Here is a 7,437-nt window from a genome sequence, read left to right as displayed (position 1 = left end):
CGCGTTCCCACGGGGCAGTGAATTTGAGGCGAGGCACCCCCATCCTTGCAGGTGGAGGGCCTGTCGCCGCTGGTGCCCGGAACCGGACTCGAACCGGTACGGCCAAAGGCCAGCGAGGTTTAAGCTCGCCGTGTCTGCGTTCCACCATCCGGGCGTCTCCGCGAAGATCCGCGTTGGCACATGAGCCTATCGGGACGTTTTCCCCCGATCAGCGGAACGTCGGCCCGATGTTGTCTTACTTTATTGACGCCTGAGGGTGCGTCAGTGCAGGTGAGGGCCCTTTCACCAAACTGTGACGGGGGTCGCAGGCGCAAAGCCGCACCCCCTGGAATGACGAAAAGTCATCGCACTTCTGTCACGTCGGTGCGACGGCGCCTCTCAGGGGCGCCGTCATACCTCAGGAGGAGTCCGCGGCCTCCCGGTCAGACTCGAGACGGCCCCGGGAACGGGCATGTGGGCGGACGACCGGGGCCATAACGCTCGGGACGATGGAGGGGTTCCCGCATCACCGTCGCAGTGACAGGAGTCCTCCCGTGACCACCACCCCCACCGTGTCCCGCGCCACCGCGGTGGCCGCCCGCGCCACGGACCTCTCGAAGGTCTACGGACAGGGCGAGACCCAGGTGGTCGCCCTCGACCACGTCACCGTCGACTTCCGCCAGGGCGAGTTCACCGCGATCATGGGCCCCTCCGGCTCCGGCAAGTCGACGCTCATGCACTGCGTCGCCGGCCTGGACTCCTTCTCCTCCGGCTCGGTCCGGATCGGCGAGACCGAGCTCTCCACCCTGAAGGACAAGCAGCTCACCCAGCTGCGCCGGGACAAGATCGGCTTCATCTTCCAGGCCTTCAACCTGCTGCCGACGCTGACCGCCCTGGAGAACATCACGCTCCCCATGGACATCGCCGGCCGCAAGGCCGACAAGCAGTGGGTCCAGCAGGTCATCGACATGCTCGGCCTCTCCGGCCGGCTCAGCCACCGCCCCTCCGAGCTCTCCGGCGGCCAGCAGCAGCGCGTGGCCGTGGCCCGCGCCCTCGCCTCCCGCCCCGAGATCATCTTCGGCGACGAGCCGACCGGAAACCTGGACTCCCGCTCGGGCGCCGAGGTCCTCGGCTTCCTGCGCAACTCGGTGCGGGAGCTGGGCCAGACCGTCGTCATGGTCACCCACGACGCGGTCGCCGCCTCCTACGCGGACCGCGTGATCTTCCTCGCGGACGGCCGGATCGTCGACGAGATGCTGCGCCCGACGGCGGACGGCGTCCTCGACCGCATGAAGGCCTTCGACGCCAAGGGCCGTACGAGCTGACGCGGCTCCGCGCCGCTCCCGTCCGCCGCCTCCTCGAACTTCAGGACCCACCCATGTTCCGTACCGCCCTGCGCAACGTCCTCGCGCACAAGGCGAGACTGCTGATGACCGTCCTCGCCGTGATGCTCGGCGTGGCCTTCGTCTCCGGCACCCTCGTCTTCACCGACACCCTCTCCAACGCCTTCCGCAGCCAGTCGGCCAAGAGCTACGACGACGTGGCCGTCGCCGTCGACATGTACCCGAACCCCGAGGAGGCCCGGAAGGCCCCCGGCCTCTCCCGGCAGGACGTCGACAAGGTCGCGAAGCTCGACGGGGTCGTCTCCGTCACGCCCCGCGTCGACGGCTTCGCCGGCGTGCCCGACAAGAACGGCAAGCTGATCGGCAGCGGCTGGTCCAACAAGGGCACCAACTTCGCCCCCGGCAAGGACGGCAAGGACCGCGCGTACACCTTCACCGCGGGTACGGGCCCGGCCGAGGCCGGCCAGATCGCGCTCGACAAGGACACCGCCGACAAGGGCGGCTACAAGGTCGGCGACACCGTCCGCGTCGCCACCAACGGCCCGGTGAAGGAGTACACCCTCTCCGGTGTCTTCACCACCGAGGACGGCGCCGTCAACGCCGGCGGCAGCCTCGTCGTCTTCGACACCGCCGTCGCCCAGAAGCTCTACCTGAAGCCCGGCTACTTCCGGAGCATGACCGTCACCGCCGCCCCGGGCACGGACGACGCCAAGCTCGTCGACGAGGTCCTCAAGGTCGTCCCGAAGGCGGCCACCGCCCAGACCGGGCAGGCCCTCGCCGACCAGCAGGCCAAGGACATCGAAGCCGGCATGGGCGCCCTCAACCAGGTCCTCCTGGGCTTCGCCGGCATCGCGCTCTTCGTCGGCATCTTCCTGATCTCCAACACCTTCACCATGCTGGTCGCCCAGCGCACCAAGGAACTCGCCCTGATGCGCGCGGTCGGCGCCTCGCGCCGGCAGATCACCCGCTCCGTCCTCGCCGAGGCCGGCCTCGTCGGCCTGGTCGCCTCCGCCGTCGGCTACGTCCTCGGCATCGGCCTGGCCGTGGGCCTGCGCTCGGCCATGAGCGCCTTCGACCTGAAGGTCCCGGCCGGCGACCTGGTCCTCGAAGCCACCCCGGCCGTCGCCGCCTTCGGCGTCGGCGTCCTGATCACCATGCTCGCCGCCTGGCTGCCCGGCCGCCGCGCCGCGAAGATCCCGCCGGTCGCCGCCATGAGCAGCGTCCACGCCACCCAGAGCACCAAGTCGCTCGTCGTGCGGAACTCGATCGGCGCCGTGCTCACCGCACTCGGTGTCGTCCTGATCGTGCTCGGCGCCGGCACGGGCGGCGACGACGGCCGCATGTACATCGCGGGCGGCGCCTTCCTCACCCTCATCGGCGTCATCGTCCTGATCCCGATGCTGTCCCGGCCCGTGATCGCCCTGATCCGCCCGCTGTTCGTCGGCGTCTTCGGGGTCTCCGGCAAGCTCGCCGGCCTGAACGCGGTCCGCAACCCGCGCCGCACCGGCGCCACCGCCTCCGCGCTCGCCATCGGCCTGACCCTCGTCACCGGCCTCTCGGTGCTCGGCGCCACGGTCGGCTCGGCCATCGACAAGGCGACCACCGACCAGATCAAGGCCGACTACATGGTCAGCATGGCCAGCGGCACCGGTCTGAGCCAGGAGGCGCTGACCGCCCTGGAGAAGGCCCCCGGCGTCACCGCGGTCTCCCCGCAGCAGGCGGGCGCCTTCGACCTGAAGGGCCAGTTCGCCTCGGTCTCCGGCGTCACGCCCGGCGCGATCGAGAAGGTCCTCAAGCTGGACGTCGTGAACGGTTCGCTGTCCTCCCTCGGCGGGAACACGATCGCCGTCGACGACAAGACCGCCGCGAAGCGCGGCCTGAAGGTCGGCGCCACCGTCCCGGTCGAGTTCATGGACAAGCAGAAGGGCAAGCTGACCGTCGGCGCGGTCTACGAGGCCAACACCTTCGTCTCGCCGGTCCTCGCCGACACCGCGCTGGTCACCGCGCACGAGGAGCAGGCGGAGATCCGTCAGATCTTCGTCTCGACGGACGGCGGCGCGAGCACGGCGCACCAGCAGGCCCTGGCGAAGGCCATGGGCGACAACCCGGCGATCGAGATCATGGACCACAAGGAGATCCGTGACACCTTCGGCGGCCCGATCAACATGCTCCTGAACATCGTCTACGGCCTGCTCGGCATGGCGCTGATCATCGCCGTCCTCGGTGTCGTCAACACCCTCGCGATGTCGGTCTTCGAGCGTCAGCAGGAGATCGGCATGCTGCGGGCGATCGGCCTCGACCGGCGCCGGGTGAAGCGGATGGTCCGTCTGGAGGCCGTGGTCATCTCGGTGTTCGGCGCGGTCGTCGGCATCGGCCTCGGCACCTTCCTCGGCTGGGCGATCGGCGAGACCTTCAAGAGCAGCCTGCCGGGCTACGTCCTGGTCCTGCCCTGGGACCGGATCGGGCTCTTCGTGGTCCTGGCCGCCCTGGTCGGCGTCCTCGCCTCCCTGTGGCCGGCCCGCAGCGCCGCCAAGCTGAACATGCTCAGCGCCATCAAGGCCGAGTAGCCCGACCCGTACGGAGAAGAGGGCCGGCCCCCGCCCGGGGGCCGGCCCTCGGCCGTTCACTCCTGCCAGACGCGCGGCCGCAGCGCCGTGCCGCTCTTCCCCGACACCGGGGTCTTCACGGCGAGGAACTGGTTCACGCCGATCCGGTTGCGCTCGAAGGAGACCGCCGAGGCCGCCATGTAGAGCCGCCAGATCCGGGCCCGGCCGGGCGAGGTGAGCCGGACCGCCCGGTCCCAGTCCGCCTCCAGGTTGGCCACCCAGCGGCGCAGCGTGAGCGCGTAGTGCTCGCGGATCGCCTCCACGTCCCGGACCTCGAAGCCGGCGTCCTCCAGGGTCGCCAGGGTGCGGCCCATGGGGGAGAGTTCGCCGTCGGGGAAGACGTACGCGTCGATGAAGGCGTCGACCTCGTAGGCCTCCTCGTCGGGCTCGGGACGCCGGGAGATCTGGTGGTTCAGGAGCCGCCCGCCGGGCTTGAGGAGGGCGTACAGGTCGTCGGCGTACTCCCGGTACTTCGCGGCGCCGACGTGCTCGGCCATGCCGATCGAGGAGATCGCGTCGTACGGGCCGTCCGAGACGTCCCGGTAGTCCTGGACGCGGATCTCGATCAGGTCGGTGAGGCCCTCGTCGGCGATCCGCTTGCGGGCGTAGGCGGCCTGTTCGCGGGAGAGGGTGATGCCGACGACCCGGGCGCCGTACTCGCGGGCCGCGTGGATGGCCATGGAGCCCCAGCCGCAGCCCACGTCGAGGAGCCGGTCGCCCTCCCTGAGGTTCAGCTTGCGGGCGATGAGGTCCAGCTTGTCGCGCTGGGCGTCCTCGAGGGTGCCGTCCTCCGTCCAGTACGCGCACGAGTAGACCATCGAGGGGCCGAGGACGAGCTCGTAGAAGTCGTTGCCCACGTCGTAGTGGTGACTGATCGCCTGCCGGTCGCGGCGCTTGGTGTGCCGGCTGCCGTGGCGGCCGCGCATCTCCTCGGCCGGCGGCTGCGGCGGCGGCAGCGGCCCGGCGAGCCGCAGCAGGGCACGGGCGGCGGCGCGCACCTTGGGGTCGCGTACGGAGTCGAGCAGGCCCCTGGTCTCCTCGCCGCGCTCCCACAGGAGGCCCGAGAGGCGGTCCAGGAGCTCGTAGAGGTCTCCCTCGACGTCGATCTCACCGGCCACCCAGGCGCGGGCCAGGCCCAGTTCGCCGGGCTTCCAGATCAGTCTCCGCAGGGCCCGGCGGTCGCGGACGATCAGGACGGGGCCGCCGGCGGGGCCGGCTTCGCTGCCGTCCCAGGCTCGCAGACGGACCGGGAGCGGTCCTCCGAGGAGTTCCTCGGCGAGGGTCGTCAGCCGCGACGCGGCGTCGGCCATGGTGCACACCTCCGTGATCTTCTTGCCCCAGAAATGTTCGTCACCAAGGGAACACCGTCGGTAGGCGTTTGCAGTCCCGGCCCGCGCAACAAGTCGGCAAAACACGCGAAGGGCCGTCCGCACCACGGATGGCGGACGGCCCTTTTACGGCCTTGCGTGTACTGCTCTCGTCCTGCTGGTACTGCGGGTGGTGCTTAGGAGGCCTTGGCCTTCTCCTGCGCCGGGGCGGCCGGCGCCGGGGCGGGCTTGGCCGCCTCGTAGAACTCCTCGCGCGGCGTCTCCATGGCGCCGAGCGACACGACCTCGCGCTTGAGGAACATGCCGAGGGTCCAGTCGGCGAAGACGCGGATCTTGCGGTTGAAGGTCGGCATCGCCATGCCGTGGTAGCCACGGTGCATGTACCAGGCGAGACGGCCCTTGAGCTTGATCTTCACCTTGCCCATGACGATCATCGCGACGCCCTTGTGCAGGCCGAGACCAGCCACCGCGCCCTTGTTGGCGTGGCTGTACTCCTTCTGCGGGAAGCCGCGCATGCCGGCCACCACGTTGTCGCCGAGGACCTTGGCCTGGCGCAGGGCGTGCTGGGCGTTCGGCGGGCACCAGGCGTTCGGGTTGCCCGCGCGACGGCCGACCATGTCCGGGACCTGGGCGTTGTCGCCCGCGGCCCACACGTAGTCCATGCCGTTGACCTGGAGCTTCTCGTTGCAGTCCACGTGGCCGCGGGGGCCGAGCGGCAGACCGAAGCGGGCGAGCGCCGGGTTCGGCTTCACACCGGCGGTCCACACGATCGTGTTGGAGTCGACCTCGAGGCCGTTCTTCAGCACGACGTGGCCGTCGACGCAGGAGTCCATGGAGGTCTCGAGGTAGATCTCGATCCCGCGGGACTCCAGGTGCTCCTTGCCGTACTGGCCGAGCTTCGGGCCGACCTCGGGAAGGATCTTGTCCGCGGCGTCGACCAGGACGAAGCGCATGTCCTCGCGCGACACGTTCTGGTAGTACTTCGCGGCGTCGCGGGCCATGTCCTCGACCTCGCCGATCGTCTCGGCGCCGGCGAAGCCACCGCCGACGAAGACGAAGGTCAGCGCCTTGCGGCGGACCTCCTCGTCGGTGGTCGAGTCGGCCTTGTCGAGCTGCTCGAGGACGTGGTTGCGCAGGCCGATGGCCTCCTCGATGCCCTTCATGCCGATGCCCTGCTCGGCGAGGCCGGGGATCGGGAAGGTGCGCGAGACCGCGCCCATCGAGATGACCAGGTAGTCGAACGGCAGCTCGTACGCCTCGCCGACGAGCGGCGCGATCGTGGCGACCTTGCGGTCCTGGTCGATGGTGGTGACCCGGCCGGTGAGCACCTCCGCTCCGCGCACGACGCGTCGCAGCGGGACGACGACGTGACGCGGCGAGATGCTGCCGGCGGCGGCTTCGGGGAGGAAGGGCTGGTAGGTCATGTACGACCGCGGGTCGACGACCGTGACGGTCGCCTCCGCGTAGCGCATCTTCTTGAGGATGCGCCGAGCTGCGTACAGGCCTACGTACCCGCCGCCTACTACGAGGATCCTGGGACGCTCCGTGGTGCTCATGGCATCGAGTATCCACCCCTCATGTGGGGGGTGCTCGTGCGCCCCTTCACAAGGTTCGGGGACACCTCTGCTACACTCCGCCGCCCACGTGATCCACGTCATGGTGCTGCAAAGGAACCGGGGTGCACTGGTGAACGTTGTTCACCCCTACTGAACTGGCCTGGAGAGCCCCTGTTAACGCCGAAGCGGAGCCCCGCTTCACACGATGGAAACATCGAGCGAATCGGCCTCCGCACCTGCGAAAGGGCCCTGAGACCCCCCTCGGAGGGCCTCATGACCTTCCTCGGGCGCCATCAGGGCCCTTTTCCTTGTGAAGAACTTCACGAACTTCTATCGACGAGCTGTCGCCGGAGCGCTCTCACAGGCACCCATAGCCACCCACTATCGACATCATCGACACCTGCCCACCGCCCGCCCCTGGGCGCAACAGGCCCATCCATCCCGCAGCGCCAGACGGTCAGCCATCGTCGGACGACCCCTTCTTCCCCGACCCGACGCCGGCGAGGGCCACCTCCAGCAGATGCACGATCTCGGAGTTGAGAGATCGCCTGTCCGCCTCTGCCTGAGCAGCCAGCCGGACGTGTACGTCATCGGGAAGCCGAAGAGTAATCCGAATCATGACACC

The 7,437-nt window shown here is 69.5% G+C and carries 5 protein-coding genes and 1 tRNA gene; 2 read left to right on the top strand and 4 right to left on the bottom strand.

All coding sequences use genetic code 11. From position 1 onward, the window contains the following. Positions 1-70: 70 nt before the first annotated feature. Positions 71-154 (bottom strand) — tRNA-Leu (locus GGE06_RS34715). 379 nt (positions 155-533) lie between these two features. On the opposite strand from GGE06_RS34715, the gene GGE06_RS34710 reads away from it, so the two are divergent. Beyond that, complete coding sequence (locus GGE06_RS34710; protein WP_041129567.1) at positions 534-1,304, top strand: ABC transporter ATP-binding protein; 771 nt, start codon at positions 534-536, stop codon at positions 1,302-1,304. 53 nt (positions 1,305-1,357) lie between these two features. Further along, positions 1,358-3,889 carry an ABC transporter permease gene (locus tag GGE06_RS34705; RefSeq protein ID WP_184932648.1) on the top strand — a complete coding sequence of 844 codons (2,532 nt, stop codon included), beginning with the start codon at positions 1,358-1,360 and terminating at the stop codon, positions 3,887-3,889. 56 nt (positions 3,890-3,945) lie between these two features. On the opposite strand, the gene GGE06_RS34700 is transcribed toward GGE06_RS34705, so the two are convergent. The 3 genes from GGE06_RS34700 to GGE06_RS34690 all read right to left on the bottom strand — a co-directional run bounded on the left by GGE06_RS34700 (position 3,946) and on the right by GGE06_RS34690 (position 7,431). Continuing rightward, positions 3,946-5,238, bottom strand: a complete 1,293-nt coding sequence (locus GGE06_RS34700) for a class I SAM-dependent methyltransferase (RefSeq protein ID WP_116160614.1) — start codon at positions 5,236-5,238, stop codon at positions 3,946-3,948. Positions 5,239-5,432: 194 nt separating this feature from the next. Then, a complete protein-coding gene (locus tag GGE06_RS34695; protein WP_116160613.1) occupies positions 5,433-6,812 on the bottom strand; it encodes an NAD(P)/FAD-dependent oxidoreductase in 1,380 nt (459 codons plus the stop codon). 457 nt (positions 6,813-7,269) lie between these two features. Then, complete coding sequence (locus tag GGE06_RS34690; protein WP_116160612.1) at positions 7,270-7,431, bottom strand: Arc family DNA-binding protein; 162 nt, start codon at positions 7,429-7,431, stop codon at positions 7,270-7,272. Between the last annotated feature and the right edge of the window lie 6 nt (positions 7,432-7,437).

Source organism: Streptomyces nymphaeiformis, from assembly GCF_014203895.1.
Classification (GTDB): Bacteria; Actinomycetota; Actinomycetes; order Streptomycetales; family Streptomycetaceae; genus Streptomyces; species Streptomyces nymphaeiformis.
The sequence above is the reverse complement of the archived record's forward strand: the minus strand, read 5'-3'. Positions and strand labels throughout refer to the sequence as shown.

Bases quoted from the DNA above. Each gene is read 5' to 3' on its own strand.
- GGE06_RS34705 (WP_184932648.1), top strand. From the start codon at position 1,358: ATGTTCCGTACCGCCCTGCGCAACGTCCTCGCGCACAAGGCGAGACTG.
- GGE06_RS34700 (WP_116160614.1), bottom strand. From the start codon at position 5,238: ATGGCCGACGCCGCGTCGCGGCTGACGACCCTCGCCGAGGAACTCCTC.
- GGE06_RS34695 (WP_116160613.1), bottom strand. From the start codon at position 6,812: ATGAGCACCACGGAGCGTCCCAGGATCCTCGTAGTAGGCGGCGGGTAC.
- GGE06_RS34690 (WP_116160612.1), bottom strand. From the start codon at position 7,431: ATGATTCGGATTACTCTTCGGCTTCCCGATGACGTACACGTCCGGCTG.